We start from the raw sequence: 16,404 nt of genomic DNA, 5'->3' as shown, positions 1-16,404 counted from the left end.
TTTCTGCGGTGGTGAAGCTGTGCAATCAGGCTTGCAGCAATTTAACCGCTTTTTTCGAAATTGGCTTGGCGCTGTAAGCCAGGCCCAGCTTGTTGAGGTAATCCATGCGATCCGCTTTTAATGGATTGATCTCTTCCAGTTTCTTACCGCAGGCCTTGTACACTTCCTGCAGGTGTTTGATGTAAGCATTGCCTGGCTCCATCAGCAGCGCGGCACCGCCAGCATCGGTTTTGACGGAAGCGTTTTCTTCTTCGTTCAGAGTTACTTCAAACACAATCGGTGTTTCGCCATTGCTGAAATACAGGTTACGGCTTTTGGTTTTCTGATCTGCCCAATAGTAAGCCAGCTCTTTGCTCTGGGTCAGAAATACCGGGTCTTCCGCAGTAAAAGCCGGTGCCTGAATGGTCTGCAGCGTGCTTTGCATGCGTTTCATCAGAGCGGTGTCACCACCACCAACCAGGCCCTGATTGGTTACAGACTGAGTCAGACCGGATGAGGTGCCGTGGTACCAAACATTGTTGCTGGCAAAGCCATCGTCGGACAGCAGCTCTTTTGCGTCTTGTAAGGCTTCAGGGATGGTCAGTTCAGTCATAACAAAATCCGGATGATTAACAGGTTTAATTCAGCGGCGCGAATAATAACAGGGAATGGACTATAGGTCATAAGCATGGCTTAAATGTTGGCCATAATCCGTGTTTATGTGTCTGACTTATGTAGCCGCGCCCTCAGCTGGCCGTACAACAACAGGTAAGCAACGGAACACAAGAGCGAAGCCAGTGTACCCCAATGCAGGCCGAGCAACGGATACAGGCTGCTGACTGCCAGGCAATAGACAACCAGTGCACCGATACCATCAGGGTAATGCTTAATACTGGTGGAAAGGACGCTGGCGCCATAACTGATATGCAGAATCAGCATCAGAGGGAAAAACGACACCGGGAAAGCCGCCAGTAAACCGGCTCGTTCCGGCCCCAGCAGTTCCGCCAGGCCTGTGATCAGCAGGATGGAGGCACTGGCAATACTGGCGCGAAACAGCAGCGTCAGCCATTTATTTGACCAGATCCCCTGGGGCGTCTGTTGTATCTGGGTCTCTTCGATGGACTTAAACAGGGTTCGGAACAGCAGGATCGCCGCTAACACCACAAGAAAATTCAGCCCTCTGTGTTGGGGGAGTAGTTGCAGTATGCCAGCCGCGAGCAGAAAACAACCAAGACCGCAGATAATCGCAAACGGCAGGAAGCGCAGCGTTGGCTTGCGCTGGATGACTTGCTGGTAACCCCAGGCCAGGCAAATGGCAGCTGCCAGGCCGGGCAGAGTGTACACCGCACTTTGTGCGGCAAACTGTTCGCCTTGCTGCCATCCGAAAAAATACAGCGCGATGGCAGTACCTAACGGGAAGCCCGCTAATAATCCTGCATGGCGGGGGCTCAGCCGCTCCGCTACTTTCGCTAATAGAATAACGGTTAAAAAAGTGACCAGAATTTTGGCAAGAATCAGCACTGGAGTAACTCGATACAATGAATCGGTTATTGTGTCATAGATTTGTGCTGGTCCGCAGTTGGATTAAAGCAGCAACCGTTTTTCTATCCATGTAAACTTGCCGGTAAACGGCGGCTGAAAAGCTCACTGTATTTCTTACTTGGTTAAGTACTTCAGGTATCAAAACTTTCGATGAAAACACTCCTTGTGATTGGCTATGTCTGGCCAGAACCCAAATCCTCTGCGGCGGGTAGCCGTATGCTGCAACTTCTGAAAGCCTTCCAGCAGCAGGGTTATCGAATTGTTTATGCCTCGCCCGCGGAAGAAAGTGATCATGCAGAAGATTTGGCTGGGTTGGATGTTCGGGCAGAAAAAATTGAACTGAACAGCTCCAGCTTTGATGAGTTTATTGCGAGGTTAAACCCACAGGTTGTGATGTTTGACCGTTTTATGATGGAAGAGCAGTTTGGCTGGCGGGTTGAAAAACACTGCCCGGATGCCCTGCGTATTCTTGATAGTGAAGACTTACATTTTCTTCGCCATGCGCGGCATGCGGCAATTAAAGCCGGTGAGCAGAATGTGACTGTGCCAGCGAACCACATTCTTTTTTCCGACATGGCCAAGCGTGAAATCGCAGCCATTTTACGCTGTGATATTACCCTGACCATTTCAGAATTTGAGATGGCATTATTACAACAGCAATTTAATGTACCGGCAGAAATTCTGCATTATTGTCCCTTTATGCTGAATCAGGACAAAGCACCTTTCGAATTGCAGTCGTATGAGCAACGTCAGCATTTTGTGTCGATTGGAAATTTTCGTCATGAACCAAACTGGGACGCGGTCCGTTATCTGAAAGAATCCATCTGGCCGTTAATTCGCGCGCAATTACCCCAGGCGGAATTGCATGTTTATGGCGCATACCCACCTAAAAAAGCCACACAATTGCATAACGAAAAACAAGGGTTTCTGGTAAAAGGCTGGGCAGATGATGCATTGGCGGTTGTTGCCGATGCCCGGGTTATGTTGGCACCTATTCGTTTTGGTGCAGGCCTGAAAGGGAAATTAATTGATGCCGCATTGTGCCAGACGCCAGCGGTCACCACCGGCATTGGGGCAGAAGGAATTTATGGCGATGATCATCAGCTTGAAAAAGCCGCAATCGTTACCGGGTCACCACAGGAGTTTGCTGAAGCGGCCGTTGAGCTACATCGCAATCAACCAAAATGGCAGCAGGCTGCGGACGCCGCTGCCAATGTGATCGGTCAGCGCTTTGCCTACGCTGAACATCAGCAAACCCTGTCGCAGAAAGTAGAGCAGGTACTTGCTCAGCTGCAGCAGCACCGGCTGAATAACTTTTACGGCAGTATGATGCGTCATCACAGCCTGAAAAGCAGCCAATATATGTCGCAGTGGATCGAGGCTAAAAACCAGTTACAAAACGGCTCAGGCCCGAGTCAATAAACACACGGAAAATAATAACAATATGAAACCGCAACGTATTCTTACATCTCTGCTGTTGCTCAGCAGCATTTTGTCGTTCACTTCGATGGCGAAACCCACTGACTCCGATGTATTAAAGCAGCGGGCCATGAATCCTAAGCTGAGCCAGGAGCAACGTATTGAAGCCATGCGGCAACTGCATGCGGATTTACTGGTTGATGGAAAGATACCGGCCCGGAAAATTTGCGTGTGGGATATTCTCGGGCGTAATGGTCCGATTTATAACTCTGCGGTTGATCAGCGGGCACGTATGCTGGAGCTTGGGGTCGAACTGGAAATCGAAGCTTATACCAGTGAAAGTGTGCTGTCGGAAGATTTGAAAGCAGGCCAGTGTGATGCCGCACTGTTCACCGGTATCCGTGCACGAACTTTTAATAAGTTCACCGGGACAATTGATGCGATTGGTGCCATCCCCTCGTCTAAGCATATGAACCTGCTGATGAAAGTACTGGTAAATGCTAAAAATGCCGAACGTATGGAACAGGGAAACTTTGTTGTTATGGGCTTTGCGCCGATGGGCGCAGCATATATTTTTGTCAATGACAAAACCATTTCCAGCTTGCCCAAAGCCGCCGGTAAAAAAGTCGCTGTGATGGACTATGAGCCGATTCAGGCGGAAATGATATTGCAGCTGGGTGCTAACCCGGTGCCCACCAGTGTAGTTAGCGCTGGGAGCAAATTTAATAACGGGGCAGTGGATGTTTTACCCGCACCTCTGGTCGCTTATCGGGTAATGGAGTTGTACCGCGGAATGGGAGAGACGGGTGGTATTGTTAATTATCCGTTTTCCCAGCTGACACTGCAGCTGATTGGCCGTAAAGATAAGTTTCCAACAGAGATTGCTCAGTTAGTAAGGGAAGATTTTTACGCACGATTTGCCGAAATTGAACGTGTGGTTGAACAACAAACCGGAGCCATTGACGACGAATTATGGATTCCGATTTCAGCGGAAGAAAAATCAGAGTACGAAGTGATGATGCAGGAAGCCCGGGTTCAGTTACGTGACCGTGGTTATTATGATGGTGATATGTTGCGACTGCAGCGCAAAGTGCGCTGCAAATTCGAGCCGTCTCACTTCGAGTGTGCACAGCCCAAGGAGTAGGTGTTATTGCTAATAGCTGTTATTTAAAATTATTGCAGCCGGGTCAGAATTCCCGGCTGACACCCAAAGCGAGCAGATAGTATTCTTTATCGTAAAAATCGACATTCGAATTATTCTCTCCACAACTGACTAATGCATCGAGCATCCATTTATTTCCGATGAGCTGATGGAAGCGAATGCCAGCAGTAAAATTAATATCTTCGTCATTGCGCTTTTTATTAAATACCACGTGGTTGTTCTGATAACGGTTGTTGCGGTATCCCAATTTCGCATAATATTCCCGCTCATAATTAAAGTGATACAGGCTTAAGTTAACGCCTGGCAGGCTGGCATCCATGCTGTCTTGTTTCCCCTGTTGCTGAGTGTAATGAATATCGCTGATCAGATAGGTTTGCGGCGACATCATATAAGTCAGTTCAGCCGCAAGGTAGTGGCTGGTGTTATCTCGTTCCAATTGTCTCTGTTGCGCTTTTGTCAGGTTATTGAGACTTTGCCCCGCGCGCTCCTTTTTAACCTGAGTATTGTTGTAGCGATAACTCAGCGATAAACTGCCGTCGAGTAAGTAATCAATATCAATACCGAAACCGTTGGTTTCGGCCTGTGTTGCTTTGCGCTTATTACCCGTGGCGAATGGATCTTGCCAAACTGTGGTGCCATTCCCCAATGCTGCCGGACTAATGATCAGGCTGGCGTTTATGCCGGAATAAAACTGGTGAGAAAAGCCAATTTCGCTGTGGGTTATGAACTCTGAGGTCGGCTCGGAATTACTGCGCCAGAAGACCTCGTTCTGCCCCTGGTTAAATAAATATCCAAGCTCGATGTTGGGCAGGATAAAGCCGCTGTCAAAACTTTCGCCGCGCTGGCTCAGATCCTGAGCACTGGCAGAGGTCAGGCGCTCATTACCGGGGGCCACAATGTCTTTCCCGCGCGCTTCCAGGCCTCCCAGCAATAACTGAATTTCACCATGAAGCCCATCTTCCTGGTTATATTCCGCGGGCAGGCTGAGACTGGTAATGGGTGTTGCGATGGCAATCATCAGACTGAACAGGTGAGGTTTTCGCATTATTGGTGCCCTTGGTGAAATTTGCTGAATATGTGATAGCCACCTTAAGCGCAGTTAACTGAAACTGAGCTGAACAAGGAATTTCTTTAAAAATTACTGACACAACCGTGAAAGGTGATTGTTGGAAAACAATGTTCCGGGCTTGACCGAAAATCCCCGCTGTCGCAACCTGTGAATCCGATGAAATAACAATAATCACGCTAGGACGATCCTGATGAAACTGTATGATGCTGATTATGCGCCGAGCCCGCGTCGTGTACGACTATTTATGGCGGAGAAAGGCCTGAGCGATGTCGAAACCATTAAGTTTGACCTGCCCAAAGGCGACAATCTGAACGAAGAATTTGCCACTAAGAACCCTCTGAAAAAAGTACCGGTGCTGGAACTGGATGATGGCACTTGTATCAGTGAGGCCGCCGCTATTTATCGATACCTGGAAGAAACCTGCTATGGTAAGCCGTTGCTGGGTGAAACAGCGGTTGAAAAAGCGATGATTGAAATGTGGGATCGTCGAATTGAGTTTGCTTTCCTGGTGCCTGTATTCCAGAGCTTTCAGCATGGTTCCGGAATTTTTAAAGATCGTATGACACCTGTGCCGGAGTGGGCGGGCGAAGCGCGCAATAATGCCGCCGCATTTTTTACCATTCTTGAACAACGCCTGGCGGAATCTACTTATGTAGCTGGTGAGGAGTTTTCTGCAGCGGATATCACTGCAGTGGTGACGCTTGATTTCGCTAAGGTGATTAAATTACGCCCGGGTGAAGAGCACCCCAATATTCTGCGTTGGTACGAACTGATGAAACAGCGCCCATCTTATTCAGCCTGACCGGAGGCATTTATGATTCAGCTTTATACCGCAGCAACTCCGAATGGCTGGAAAGCCAGTGTGTTACTGGAAGAGTTAGCCATTCCCTATGAGCTTAAGCCCGTGAATCTCGGCGCGGCCGAGCAAAAAGAAGCGTGGTTTCTGGCGTTAAATCCCAATGGCCGGATTCCAGCCATTGTGGATACTGCAAACGATGATTTTGCAGTGTTTGAATCCGGTGCCATTATGCTGTACCTGGCTGAACGCAGCGGTCAGTTGTACGGCAACAATGCTAAGGAACGCTCGCAGATTCAGCAGTGGTTGATGTTCCAGATGGGGGGCGTTGGGCCAATGATGGGGCAGGCGAACGTGTTTTTCCGCTATTTCCCGGAGAAAATTCAGCCAGCGATTGAGCGTTACCAGAACGAAGGCCGTCGTTTATTGACCGTGCTCGACAACGCTCTGGAAGGGCGTGATTATCTGGTGGGTAAAGACCGTGGCGACTACAGCATTGCTGATATCGCCAATTGGTGCTGGGCTCATACTCATGAATGGTCCGGTATTGATATTGATGGCCTTAACAACCTGAAGGGGTGGATTGAGCGGATTAAGGCCCGTCCTGCTGTGCAAAAGGGCATCGATACACCACCCCGTGCAAAGCCTGAAGATGTAGTGAAGGGTGGCCAGAGCATGATTCAGAAGTAACGGAGATGAGTGTTCTGTCAGAGTGTTAATCGCCTCGTATTTCGTCGCTGATTACAATTCTAATTGATATAACAATCTGTTATTAAATTTCCTGATAATGCTGCCGATACGCAATGCATATCCTGTATTGCGCGGCGGCATTATGTCGATTGACTCCACAAATCTGAGCACAGTGCTATACCAGCTGGCCGAGCGACCGGCATTGCGGCCTGCTGCTCCATCAGATCGCCCGCAACAAGATAACGCCGATTCGGAATTGCCTTCCCTTAATAAACAGAGCGCCGTTGGCAGTGGGCTGCGACTCAGCCTGAGTCTCAGCTCCGGTCAGGAGATCGATCTGGAGGTGCGTATCAATCAAACCGGTGGCTTGTCGGATATGTCGCTGGTTACGGACTCTCCGTTATCAGAAGCTGATGAAGATAAACTGCAGCAGTTTTTATCTGAGCTGGGTAAATCGGTTAATCAATTGTTTCGTTCCGATGAGAAAATAGCCGGGCAGAGCGGTCTATTCGACTTCTCCAATCTCGATGGTATCGGCGATATCGATCTGGACCTGTATCAGGATGATGGCCGTCAAAAGCAGATTCTGGAGTTCGATAAAATCGGTGATGATGCGGATAAACGCATTGAGGCTGAGTTGTACCGTTACGACAGAAATAAAGGCACGGAAGATCAGCACAACTTTAAGTTAAGCAAACAATCCAGAGATGACGTCAGATCATATGGTGGTCTGAGCTATGGCTGGTTGTTTGACCAGGTTGATCAGGCCTTATCTGTGATTGCTGATCAGCGTGAACAAAAACTGGCTGGATCGTTTTTTAAATCCGGTTTGCGTGCTTTATTTGAAACGGCCAATCAGGGCCATCAGCTGTTGCAGGATTTGGGTGCCAGTGCGCGGGATTCGCGTGATTTTCTGGGTAAAGCGATTCGCGCCAATGTCAGTGAAAAGGCGATTAACGGATTACCCGATTTTAACGGTGAATTCTCATCGCAGCGTCATATCAGAGGGCAGGCCAGCAGTGATGAAAATTACGAACTGGCGATGCAGATTCGCCAGATCAGTCACAGTGCTTATGATGAAGAAAGTGAATCCAATTTATCGTCTCAGAATCGCAGTCTGAAAATGCAATACGAAAGTGCTCAGCGGCAGGCGGTTTACAATTACCTCTGGACCCGTGATGAAAGCGTTCGTGAGGTGCATCAGAACGGCCAGCTACAAAGCAGTCATTATCGATTGGATGAAGTCATCAGTGCGCAGCTGACGCCGACTGTGGCAAATGGTACGGCGCATAGTACCGAACAGTCAGAGCATAATCAGTTACGCCAGGATCAGAATTTTAAACCGTAAATTTTCAGAGACTTCATTGGATTAACTGCCGGAATAATCCAGAATTTTCTCTTCGTTATAACCTTTAATCACTTTGCCATTAATCAGTAGTAGCGGAACCGGCCCCTGGCCACCTAGCGCTTTGTATTGACGAACTCCTTCCTGAGATTTTTCTAAATCGTATTCGTGAAAAGCGATGCCATTACGGCGCATTAACTCTCGGGCTTTCTGGCAGTAACCACACCAGCTGGTGGCGTAAAGAATGGCCTTGCCATCGTGCAACGCAGCGAAGTCCGGCGGTGGATTCAGATAGGAATCGATAACGTCCCATTTTTGATAGATGGCCAGCACCAGAGCGAGAATGATTAACTTTTTCATAAATTTTTCCCCTGCAATAAGTTCCTTCAATCTAGGTAGATGTCATATTCGTCAGCATATCTAATCATTTTTTCTGCTAGATCTGATTGGTCGGCAGCTAGAGCCAGCTTTGGCCAAATCAATTTATATCTTTCTTCTCTACTGAGCCGGGTTAATAAGCCAGAGAGATCCTTATCGGTCACTGCTTCGGGGACGTACAAATAGGCGTAGATAGCTGACTTCTGTCCTTCTTCAGTCTCTAGGGCATAATCACTTCCCGATCTGACCTGAACGTCTACATCAGCTTCTTCAAGCCTTTCGATGGTTTTGTTCATACCTTCTTCAGGAATAAAGCCATCTATAACGACAGTACGGTAATTTGGAGCCCTAATTGAGGATATGACCTCATAGAGGTAGGTAGAGTATCCTTCACAGTCCACGTCATCACCGTCGTCATCCTTTTCAGACAATTGGTTTAATGGAGCAGGGTTGAATACAAATTCTGAGTTAACTAGGCATGGGTCATCAAACGACGACACTTCCAGTATTCTTGCTGTAACAGGGCCTGTTCGGCGAGCATGTACAATATATGTATGCTCGTCTGATGTTACTTTAAGGCGAATAATTTCCCAAAACTCTCTGATTTCGTTCTCACCCAAATCAACGGACATTCCCATGTTATTGGCTTCGTTTCGTACTTCTTTCCAACGGCCAAGTGCTGAGTGAATGACCAGTGAATCCCAGCGGTACCCATTATTCTCTTCTGTAATTGCTTTTAGACGTTGATTATAAGTTAAAGCGCGAGCGAAGTTCTCTGATCGGATCGCTAAGTTCTGAGCGCGTACGAGATCTCTCTCTGATTTCGGAAAATGCTTCAGAATCTCATCGAATGCCTGCATAGCAAGCTCTGGTTCATTATTGTGTCTGTGTATGTCTGCGACTTCGGAGAGGATGATTGCGAGAATCTGGGGATCTTTTGTAGTACTGGCTATTTGGTGGAGGAACTCTGTATTTCCTACTAAATTACTGAATTCACAAATAACATCCGGGCTTTCAGGAAACTCTATCAGAAACTCTTCAAGTTTTTGCCGAGCTTCGTCGTGCCGGTCAAGAGCTTTGTATACTTTCACCAGTTCCAACAGTAAAAAAGCAGATTGAGAGTGTTTTGCATACCCTTCTTTAAGTTGCTCAAGTCTTTCTAAGGGAAAATCGCTCAGGTTATTAAGTTGGTCGCCTTCAGCGCCAAAGGATATTGTTTCCGGCTCGGGGAGGCTACTGACTTTCACCGTTAAGTCTTCGATTTCTTGTGCTGCACCACAATCTCTAAATAAAAAGTCGGTTTGATTGTTCAGAAATAGCAGGCTTTGAGTTGCCGTGTTTTTTTGATTTCTGTTAATTGCCAGAAGCGCTCGCTTCTGGGCTATATAGAAAGCATCGCGGTAGTTGCCTGCATCGTTCAGCTTTTGTGCAGCTTGCAGTAATTTCTGATCCACAAGCCAGTTATTGTCCAGACTATTGTTGTTAACCAGTTCGATGACTGTGCTCACCCATATAGGTAATAGAGAAGCTGTTTTAATTACCGTTGACCAATCTGGCAAGTGGCTGAAAGATTGCTCTTCGTTTTTAAGGAGAGCATAGATAAACGCCAGATAGTTTTCCTTCATATTCCGGAAGTGTTCCCCTCCGCCTGAATTGTCGGCTTTGCTGATTAGTTGAAGAGCCTGTTCGATTTTTCCTGTTTCTATAAGAGCTCTTGCTTCTGAAAAACACAATTCATGGCCGTTTAAACCTGTTCCAGCGAGGCTGGCCTGTTGCTTCATTTCTTCGATTTTTTCAAGTGCCTGCTCATGCTTGTTGGAGTCTAGCAATGCGTTCACGTATTCTGAGCCGATACATATGTAACATGGCCACGCGGGAGAAATGCGCTTGAGCGTTTCAAGTGATACATTGATTCTCTCTTCTGCGTAACCTAGACCATCTTGTTGAGCGTAACAATTGGCCAGATCCTGAACGGCGCATATAGATTGTGGGCACTCCTCGGTATCTTTCTGATGGCACAAGTCTATGAGTTTTAGTGCATCAGGAAGTGCATCAGCGACTTCTCTTCTGCGAAGTACGCGGCTTTGCAGATCCCAGTGGCGAATAAAAACTTCAATCCAGCGATTATTCTGCTTTTTCGCCAGAGCTAGTGCCTCCGGAACCATTGCATCAACTTTTGCATGATTATCATCACAGGCAGCAGATGGTAATTCATCCATCAGGTCAGCCAGGCGTTCATGCCCGGTTTCGCGTAGCTCTCTTTCTGCCTGATAAGTCCATTGCCAAATATCCATATTTACAATCCTGCCAAGTTATAGATGCCTGAGAAAAAAGATTTCAACTCTGAGCTGATATCATCTGCTTCGGGCGAAGAATTCATTGTAAAAGTATGCGATCTTAGAAGATTGGATACCACGGCTCTCTTACTTGAGTCTAAATTACCAAACTCTGAAATGATGGGATTGTTTTTGTTCAGGTACAAGCGCCGATGAACGGATGAATCAATGTTTTTGGTTGAAATTCTGGCAAGCCCTAATAAAGCAGATCCGATTCTTTTATCGGCCTCATCACTTTCTAGTCGAGACTTTAGTTTGTGATCTTCGTCTTCAACAATGATAAGAGGTATAAAATCCGGTTCGAATTTCGTGATGATCAATTCTTCATTTTCCTTAGAAAAATAATCAGATAATAGTTGTTGATGTGTTGAATCGACATCTATCTTGGGGAATATGGATAATTCATCCTTAGCCTTTCCAAGGGTCAAAACTTTTATCTGAGGAAATACATCTTTGTATTTGGTGCAAAAAGCCGTTGCTGCAAAGAAGAAACCCTGAACAATAGGTATCATTTGCGCTTTGTATAGTAATTTTTGAAAGCCGCCGCTTTCCTCTGGCTGAATATGTATTTGGTTATTGCTTGACTTTAGCAGTGCTGGGATTGTCACATCACCCAATGTAGTTGGCACTGTCAGTTCGTCTTTAAGCATAAAGAAAAGGTCGTCATCGGCAATGGCTGCCCCGGTCAGTCCTTGGTTGTGACGTTTTAGAATACGACGCCAGTTTTCTGGCTGCTGATCTGCGATAACCTTAAGCCCAGAAATAAGACTGTGTTGCAGGATATCCTGAGCAAGAGAGTAGTTTTTGTCTTTTTGAATATCTTCTCTACTAGCAGTTGGGGTCAGTGAAGCGGTATTGATTACACAACCTGCGAATCCGGCCCATTTGGGAAGCAGGTCAATTGCATTGTTCGTAATATACATATTTCGTACAAATACATTCATATTACGCTGATCACTACTGGAGTAAGTAGTACCATTTTGTATCCAAATACATCCTGTGATATCGAGTTCATTTTCCATTATGGGGAAACAACATATTGGATCAAAACTGGGTTCAAAGTTCTTTGAAAACTCCAACATCTTTTTATTTTGAGCCAGTGCTGAACCCTGATAGCGCCATGGTGGGACAAGATCGTTTAAAGGTTTTTCGTCCTCATTGAAAAAAATCTGTATTGGCAATAGTGGGCAATACTTCTTTATCAGTTCTTTCAGGAAGTTTTCTGAAGCCAGATGAGAAAATTCTGCTTTTAAATATAGTTTTAATTCTGTTCCCCGACTTTTGTTTTCAGTTTCGGAGATCGAAAAGCTTTGTCCACCTTTGCTTAAGAAAGTCCAGGTTTGATCAGGAGTTTGATAGGAGGCTGTTATCACTTCAACCTTGTCCGCGACAACATAAGCGGATAGAAAACCAAGGCCGAAGTATCCAATCATATCTTCAGTATTGGTTTGATCCCGTAGAAGGCGGGTGTAACCGGATCCAATAGTGGCAAGAAAATCATTAATTTCTTGATAGGTTAAGCCGGAACCATTGTCCTGAATTGTGATCAGTTTTCCTGGAATGCAATTGATCCTAATCCGATAGTCGTTGTCCCCGGCGTCCTCTATTGAGTGGCGGATGCAGGCGTCGTGGGCATTTTGAATAAGCTCCCGGATAGCGACTGTTGGAGTTGAATAGAGGTTTTGGCCAAGGACTTCAATTAAGCCACTCATATCAACTTTTGTTTGGCTTAACGTCGCCATACTTCTGCGCTCCAAGACTGCTTTGAAAGACAGAAGTGTACGGAGTTATTGTTGCTCAGTTCCTTCTGATTATTTTGAGAGATTGTATAAAAAATGGCGGTATGTTCATAGAACATACCGCCATTTTATAAGGCGAGTTATCAATTGACGACGAAGCTGGTTATTGTCGTCGTTTATTCAACACCCTGAGAACGCAGATACTCATCATAAGTACCGTGGAAGTCGACAATCTGATTATCTTTAATCTCGATAATACGGGTCGCCAGCGAGGATACAAACTCACGGTCGTGAGATACGAATACCAGAGTCCCTTCAAACATTTCCAATGCCATGTTTAAGGATTCAATCGATTCCATATCCATGTGGTTGGTTGGTTCGTCCATCAGCAGGATGTTGTGATCGTGCATCATCAGCTTACCAAACAGCAGACGACCTTTTTCACCACCGGAACACACCTTGACGGACTTTTTAATGTCGTCCTGGTTAAACAGCAGGCGACCTAAAGTGCCACGAACGGCCTGGTCATCGTGCTTTTCGGTTTTCCACTGCTCCATCCAGTCAAACAGGTTGGTCGCTTGTGGGAATTCGTACTCGTGGTCCTGAGCGTAATAACCGATGTTGGCATTTTCAGACCATTTAATGGTGCCGGAATTGGCTTCAACACCATCCTGATCAAAACCGTTCACCAGACACTTCAGGAAAGTGGTTTTACCAGCACCGTTGGCACCAATCACCGCAATTTTTTCACCGGCTTCGATCATCAGATCGGTATTGGCGAACAGGGTTTCACCTTCATAACCGTGAGACAGGCCTTCAATTTCCACCGCCTGACGGTGCAGCTTCTTCTCCTGATTAAAGCGGATATAAGGATTCTGACGAGTAGATGGCTTGATATCGTCCAGCTTGATCTTATCGATCTGCTTGGCACGGGAGGTCGCTTGTTTCGCTTTCGACGCATTGGCCGAGAAACGGCTAACAAACTGCTGCAGTTCAGCAATCTGTGCTTTTTTCTTAGCGTTTTCAGATTGCTGACGTTCGCGGGCAGCGGTCGAAGCAATCATAAAGTCATCGTAGTTACCCGGGTAGATTTTGATATCACCGTAGTCGATATCAGCCATGTGGGTACATACAGAGTTCAGGAAGTGACGGTCGTGCGAGATGATAATCATCGTACACTTCATGTCATTGATGATGCCTTCCAGCCAACGAATGGTGTTGATGTCCAGGTTGTTGGTTGGTTCGTCGAGCAGCAGGATATCCGGGTTGGAGAACAGTGCCTGAGCCAGTAATACCCGCAGCTTCCAGCCTGGAGCCACTTCGGTCATCGGGCCCTGGTGTAATTCGGTTTCTATACCGGCACCTAACAGCAGTTCGCCAGCGCGGGATTCGGCGGTGTAGCCGTCCATTTCCGCGAACTCACCTTCCAGTTCCGCGGCGCGCATGTAATCTTCTTCTGTAGCTTCCAGGTTAGCGTAAATCGCATCACGCTCTTCTTTGATGGCCCACAGCTCTTTGTTACCCATCATCACGGTGTCGAGTACGGTGAACTCTTCAAACGCGAACTGATCCTGATGCAGTTTGCCCAGACGTTCGTTTGGCGTGACCGATACGTTACCTGCGCTTGGCTCCAGCGAGCCGTCGAGGATTTTCATAAAGGTCGACTTACCACAGCCGTTGGCGCCAATCAGGCCATAACGGTTGCCGTCGCCGAATTTAACGGAAATGTTCTCAAACAGTGGCTTAGCGCCAAACTGCATGGTGATATTCGCGGTTGAGATCACAGCTTTATCCCGGATGAATCAGTGTTTTGAAAGGGCGCGACTATACCTGAAAAGACGGTTAGAAACACGTGAAAATTGGTGAGTAATTGTGCAGCTTGTTGGGCTGGCGGTATAACGAAATCAGGCCCGAAAGACGGGCCTGATCAGGGAGATAAGAAATTGTTAAGGAGGCTTATTTCTCGCCGCGACCCATAAATTTCTTCTCTTCAACGTTGATCTTCACCACGTCGCCAGTCGAGATATGCTCAGGTACCTGAATCACCAGGCCGGTGGTCATGGTCGCTGGTTTAGTACGAGCTGTTGCAGAGCCACCTTTGATGGATGGATCCGTCTCAGTGATTTCCAGCTCAACGTGAGCCGGCAGTTCCAGCGCAACCGGGGCGTCATCCAGTAATACCACCTGCAGACCCTGGGTGCTTTCGTTGAAGAACAGCACTTCGTCTTCGATTTTGTCTTTGTTCAGGCTGAACTGGGAGTAGTCTTCATTATCCATGAACACGTACTCATCGCCGTCGCTGTATGAGAACATCACCTGGCGGCGCATCACGTCGGCCAGGTTCAGCATGTCGGAATCTTTAAAGGTTTCATCAACCTTCTGACCGGTTGCCACGTTGTACATGCGCATACGGTAGAGGCTGCCACCGGCACGGCCTTGTGGTACAGAACGTTCGATGTCTTTTACAAAGTAGGCGCTGCCGTTAAATTCAATGGCGGCGTTCTTTTTAATATCACTTGCCTTAGGCATTTCGGTTTCCTTCGCTATTTTCTAATCGGCTATCGTTTTACAGACAACGTTTTACCGGATTTTTTGTTACTGACAAAGCGCTTGCGCGATTTTTCTGCCTTCGGCTTTTCCGTGTTCACTGGTTTGTCGGATGCCTTGCTGGCTGTTTTTGGTTGGTGATGCTTCTTAGCCGGACGCGGTTTTTTTGCATCACTGTCATTGGTCAGACGAATATGGTCGCTTTCAATAACAATTTTGCGTTCTTTGAATAATTGGCCGATGGCCATTTTAAAGACGCGCTTGGATACACCGAAGTGCAGTTCAATCAGATCCGCCGGGCTTTTATCGCTTAAGCCCAGAGTGCCATCGCCTTCCTGTAGTTTCTTCAGAATACGCGTGGCCAGTGGTGCAATTTTAGCGTGGCCAATCGGTTCCAGTGAGATATCCAGGCGATGATCGTCGCGCACGCGTTTTACGTAACCTTCGAGTTTATTGCCCGGACGAATAGCTTTACGAATATCGTCGTGGTGAATCACGCCCCAGAACTCATCATCGACCACGGCTTTGTAACCCAGCTCGGTACGGTGGCTGACGATCATCCTAACCTTATCGCCAACGCTATAAGGGGCCGGTGCACCAGGCCAGTTGGATTTGGCTTCGTCGCTGATGTAACGATTCAGTCGGGTACTGCCGATTAAGCGGCCTGTGTTGTCCTGTAAGACGTACACCAGGTAGCTGTTGCCTTGTTCCATACGCTGTTTTTGCTCAGCAAATGGCACAAACAGATCTTTGGCTAAGCCCCAGTCGAGGAAGGCACCCGTGCGGTTAACGTCGATGACTTCCAGGCTGGCAACCTGATGCAGTTGCACACGCGGGCGCTGACAGGTGGCGATCCAGCGATCTTCGGAGTCGAGATAAACAAATACCTTAATTTCATCGCCGATCTCGGTACCTTCTGGTACCTGGCGGGTAGGCAGCAGGATCTGACCACCTTCTTCATCATCCAGATAGGCGCCATGGGGAGCCAGCTCCTGAACTTTTAATGTGTTGTAACGACCAAGTTCTGCCATGGTTTGAGTCTCTGGGTAAAGTCGGTAAAAAGGTGAATCTAAAAGGGCGCGCGATTCTATCAGGATCGGGGGGAAGAATCAGGTACGGTAAATAGTTTCAATTAAATGATAGCCGAACTTGGTTTTTACCGGCCCCTGAACTTTCAATAGCGGGCCTTTGAATACCACGTCATCAAACGCTTTCACCATATCGCCTTTGTTAAATTCACCCAGACTGCCGCCGTTCTTTTTCGACGGGCAGGTGGAATGTTTCTGGGCTAGTTTGGCAAAGTCAGCGCCTTTGGCCAGTTGTTGCTTGAGTTTGTCGGCTTCTTCTTTGGTTTTTACCAGAATATGGCGGGCGCAGGCGCGAGGCATAATGGTTTCCTGAA

General features: G+C 47.2%; 15 protein-coding genes. 5 read left to right on the top strand and 10 right to left on the bottom strand.

What is annotated here, in order from left to right; genetic code table 11:
• Positions 1 to 25 precede the first annotated feature (25 nt).
• Positions 26 to 592 (bottom strand): hypothetical protein, encoded by a 567-nt coding sequence (locus ACOQOZ_RS06510; RefSeq protein WP_420591466.1) that lies wholly within the window; start codon positions 590 to 592, stop codon positions 26 to 28.
• Between the two features lie 104 nt (positions 593 to 696).
• Entirely contained in the window at positions 697 to 1,500 is an 804-nt protein-coding gene (locus ACOQOZ_RS06505; protein ID WP_420591465.1) for a hypothetical protein, read from the bottom strand.
• A gap of 171 nt (positions 1,501 to 1,671) precedes the next feature.
• Here ACOQOZ_RS06505 and ACOQOZ_RS06500 point away from each other — a divergent pair, with 171 nt between their 5' ends.
• The gene (locus ACOQOZ_RS06500; protein WP_420591464.1) at positions 1,672 to 2,943 is read left to right on the top strand and encodes a glycosyltransferase; all 1,272 of its coding nucleotides are present in this window, start codon (positions 1,672 to 1,674) and stop codon (positions 2,941 to 2,943) included.
• Between the two features lie 22 nt (positions 2,944 to 2,965).
• The gene (locus ACOQOZ_RS06495) at positions 2,966 to 4,084 is read left to right on the top strand and encodes a putative solute-binding protein (protein ID WP_420591463.1); all 1,119 of its coding nucleotides are present in this window, start codon (positions 2,966 to 2,968) and stop codon (positions 4,082 to 4,084) included.
• A 43-nt stretch (positions 4,085 to 4,127) separates the two neighbouring features.
• On the opposite strand, the gene ACOQOZ_RS06490 is transcribed toward ACOQOZ_RS06495, so the two are convergent.
• Entirely contained in the window at positions 4,128 to 5,147 is a 1,020-nt protein-coding gene (locus ACOQOZ_RS06490; protein ID WP_420591462.1) for a DUF2860 family protein, read from the bottom strand.
• Between the two features lie 214 nt (positions 5,148 to 5,361).
• On the opposite strand from ACOQOZ_RS06490, the gene ACOQOZ_RS06485 reads away from it, so the two are divergent.
• From ACOQOZ_RS06485 to ACOQOZ_RS06475, 3 genes are all read left to right on the top strand, one after another.
• Positions 5,362 to 5,973, top strand: a complete 612-nt coding sequence (locus tag ACOQOZ_RS06485; protein WP_420591461.1) for a glutathione S-transferase family protein — start codon at positions 5,362 to 5,364, stop codon at positions 5,971 to 5,973.
• A gap of 12 nt (positions 5,974 to 5,985) precedes the next feature.
• On the top strand, positions 5,986 to 6,657 hold the full coding sequence (locus ACOQOZ_RS06480) for a glutathione S-transferase family protein (protein ID WP_420591460.1): 672 nt from the start codon (positions 5,986 to 5,988) through the stop codon (positions 6,655 to 6,657).
• A 142-nt stretch (positions 6,658 to 6,799) separates the two neighbouring features.
• Positions 6,800 to 8,005, top strand: a complete 1,206-nt coding sequence (locus ACOQOZ_RS06475; protein ID WP_420591459.1) for a hypothetical protein — start codon at positions 6,800 to 6,802, stop codon at positions 8,003 to 8,005.
• 21 nt (positions 8,006 to 8,026) lie between these two features.
• Here the strand turns inward: ACOQOZ_RS06475 and ACOQOZ_RS06470 are convergent, their stop codons facing one another.
• From ACOQOZ_RS06470 to ACOQOZ_RS06440, 7 genes are all read right to left on the bottom strand, one after another.
• On the bottom strand, positions 8,027 to 8,362 hold the full coding sequence (locus tag ACOQOZ_RS06470) for a glutaredoxin domain-containing protein (RefSeq protein WP_420591458.1): 336 nt from the start codon (positions 8,360 to 8,362) through the stop codon (positions 8,027 to 8,029).
• Positions 8,363 to 8,388: 26 nt separating this feature from the next.
• Entirely contained in the window at positions 8,389 to 10,674 is a 2,286-nt protein-coding gene (locus tag ACOQOZ_RS06465) for a tetratricopeptide repeat protein (protein WP_420591457.1), read from the bottom strand.
• Between the two features lie 2 nt (positions 10,675 to 10,676).
• On the bottom strand, positions 10,677 to 12,458 hold the full coding sequence (locus ACOQOZ_RS06460) for an ATP-binding protein (RefSeq protein WP_420591456.1): 1,782 nt from the start codon (positions 12,456 to 12,458) through the stop codon (positions 10,677 to 10,679).
• A gap of 173 nt (positions 12,459 to 12,631) precedes the next feature.
• Positions 12,632 to 14,239 (bottom strand): ABC-F family ATPase, encoded by a 1,608-nt coding sequence (locus tag ACOQOZ_RS06455; RefSeq protein WP_420591455.1) that lies wholly within the window; start codon positions 14,237 to 14,239, stop codon positions 12,632 to 12,634.
• Between the two features lie 172 nt (positions 14,240 to 14,411).
• The gene (gene yeiP, locus ACOQOZ_RS06450; RefSeq protein ID WP_420591454.1) at positions 14,412 to 14,984 is read right to left on the bottom strand and encodes an elongation factor P-like protein YeiP; all 573 of its coding nucleotides are present in this window, start codon (positions 14,982 to 14,984) and stop codon (positions 14,412 to 14,414) included.
• Between the two features lie 29 nt (positions 14,985 to 15,013).
• A complete protein-coding gene (locus ACOQOZ_RS06445) occupies positions 15,014 to 16,033 on the bottom strand; it encodes a S1 RNA-binding domain-containing protein (RefSeq protein ID WP_420591453.1) in 1,020 nt (339 codons plus the stop codon).
• 78 nt (positions 16,034 to 16,111) lie between these two features.
• Positions 16,112 to 16,390, bottom strand: a complete 279-nt coding sequence (locus tag ACOQOZ_RS06440) for a peptidylprolyl isomerase (protein WP_068658534.1) — start codon at positions 16,388 to 16,390, stop codon at positions 16,112 to 16,114.
• Between the last annotated feature and the right edge of the window lie 14 nt (positions 16,391 to 16,404).

Source organism: Bacterioplanoides sp. (genome assembly GCF_965219715.1).
Lineage (GTDB): Bacteria > Pseudomonadota > Gammaproteobacteria > Pseudomonadales > Oceanobacteraceae > Bacterioplanoides.
Note: the sequence above shows the minus strand (reverse complement) of the source record. Positions and strands in the feature narration are given on the sequence as shown.